The organism is Cloacibacillus sp. (assembly GCA_036655895.1).
GTDB lineage: Bacteria > Synergistota > Synergistia > Synergistales > Synergistaceae > JAVVPF01.
Map to the genome: position 1 here is coordinate 1 of JAVVPF010000114.1, position 1,548 is coordinate 1,548.

Consider the following 1,548-nt stretch of genomic DNA (forward strand, 5'->3'; position numbering starts at 1 on the left):
CAAAACCGTAAATATCATTTACGGTTGCTGATATTTGCCGCGTAGTCATTCCCTTGGCATACATCGATATTATCTTCTGGTCTATCTCGGAAATGTCTTTCTGCCGCTTCTTCACTATTTTTGGTTCAAAGCTGGATTGCCTGTCTTGGGGGATGTCTATGGAGAAATTTCCAAAGCTTGACTGCGCCTGCTTTTCTTTGTAATCGTTGCGGGAGTCGGTACTGGCAGAACGCTGGGATCTCTTATAACCTAGATTTTCGTCCATCTCTGTCTCCATCATCTCTTTGATTGTTCCGCCAAGAAGATCTTTCAGGGCGTCCTGGATATCTTTTGCAGATTTGACATCGTATTCCTAAAGAAGATATCTGCTGATGTCACGTTTCCCGTCTGTCATCTGAACTTTTTGAGTGCTGCGTTTTTCTTTCGCCATTTTAAGGCCTCCTGTGGATGTCTGTAATTTATCACAGATGGCATACTTTTGTGGCTTTCATATTTATATGATTTTATTTCACAGGCTCACTTGTGTTACTACAAGATGGCATATAATGCCGTCGTCGTCTGCGTAGCTCCCGTAGTGCATGCGGCAGTCGCGCAGGCCGGTTCCCGTTATGTTCGCCGAGAGTTCAACGACACCGCTCATCGGTTCTTTTGATGCACTGTCAATCAGTTTGGAGAGCGGCGTCCTGTTCTTTAGGGCGACGTATTCGTGGACGTCCACGTTTTTCATATAATTCAGGATGTCAAGGCTCTCTTCATCTCCTGACACTTTCGGCCCGTTATATTATCGACAGTCAAGATAGCATGCAGCGCATTTCCATTGTCGTCGTAAATCGCAAATGAGCGGCCCATTTCCCATGTATAGGAGCTGTTTTCGATGGATGACGACGCAGTTATGTGCGCCGTCGTTGACGCGCTCATAGATCGTTATAGGCGCGCCGTCGCCAGGGTAAACGCTGGACGCCGCGCTCCAAGGCAGCCCTGCGAACGTCTATGGCAATGCGTGCATTTTGGCGTATCACTTTGACATAAAAAGCGTCCTTGGTGGTTTCCATAGAAAAACTCCCCGCCTTAAATTCCAAGCGGAGAGTTTTATATTAAATATCCGGAAATTTTTGAATTATTTCCTCTGCCGCCTCAGGCGGAATCGCGGCTCCTTTTGGAGGCCAGCGCATAGAAGGAGACGGAGATGAGCAGCACGAGGCCGTCGATGAGGCGCGTCCAGAAGCCGGACCAGCCGGAGCTGACGATGCCTGCTTCGATCGTCCCCATTATTATAGAGCCGACGACTGTACCCCAGACCGTGCCGCTGCCGCCGTAGACTGAGGTGCCGCCGAGGAATACGGAGGCGAAGACGAGCAGCAGATAGCCGTCGCCCTGCGTCGGCCACCAGTTCCCCATCTCCATCGTGGCCAGAATGCCGGCCAGCCCGGCCGCGAAGCCGAGGTAGGCGAAGACGCAGGCCCGCGAACGCTCCACCGTGATGCCGAGCATCCGCGCCGCACTGCGGTCATCACCAATAAAGCGCAGGTCGTCGCCCCATCTGGTGCG

At 51.5% G+C, this 1,548-nt stretch carries 4 protein-coding genes; 1 reads left to right on the forward strand and 3 read right to left on the reverse strand.

The genetic code is table 11. From position 1 onward, the window contains the following. Nucleotides 1-325 (reverse strand): transposase (locus tag RRY12_13165; protein ID MEG2185624.1); only part of this gene is annotated, 325 nt, incomplete at its 3' end. Nucleotides 326-508: 183 nt separating this feature from the next. Then, nucleotides 509-766 (reverse strand): hypothetical protein, encoded by a 258-nt coding sequence (locus RRY12_13170; protein ID MEG2185625.1) that lies wholly within the window; start codon nt 764-766, stop codon nt 509-511. A 108-nt stretch (nt 767-874) separates the two neighbouring features. On the opposite strand from RRY12_13170, the gene RRY12_13175 reads away from it, so the two are divergent. Continuing rightward, nucleotides 875-1,024 carry a hypothetical protein gene (locus tag RRY12_13175; GenBank protein ID MEG2185626.1) on the forward strand — a complete coding sequence of 50 codons (150 nt, stop codon included), beginning with the start codon at nt 875-877 and terminating at the stop codon, nt 1,022-1,024. Between the two features lie 110 nt (nt 1,025-1,134). Here the strand turns inward: RRY12_13175 and RRY12_13180 are convergent. Continuing rightward, a partial coding sequence (locus tag RRY12_13180; GenBank protein MEG2185627.1) for an ABC transporter permease occupies nt 1,135-1,548 on the reverse strand: 414 nt, incomplete at its 5' end.

What these genes read in the sequence shown, in the direction of transcription:
- RRY12_13175 (MEG2185626.1), top strand. Translation starts at nt 875, where the DNA reads ATGGATGACGACGCAGTTATGTGCGCCGTCGTTGACGCGCTCATAGAT.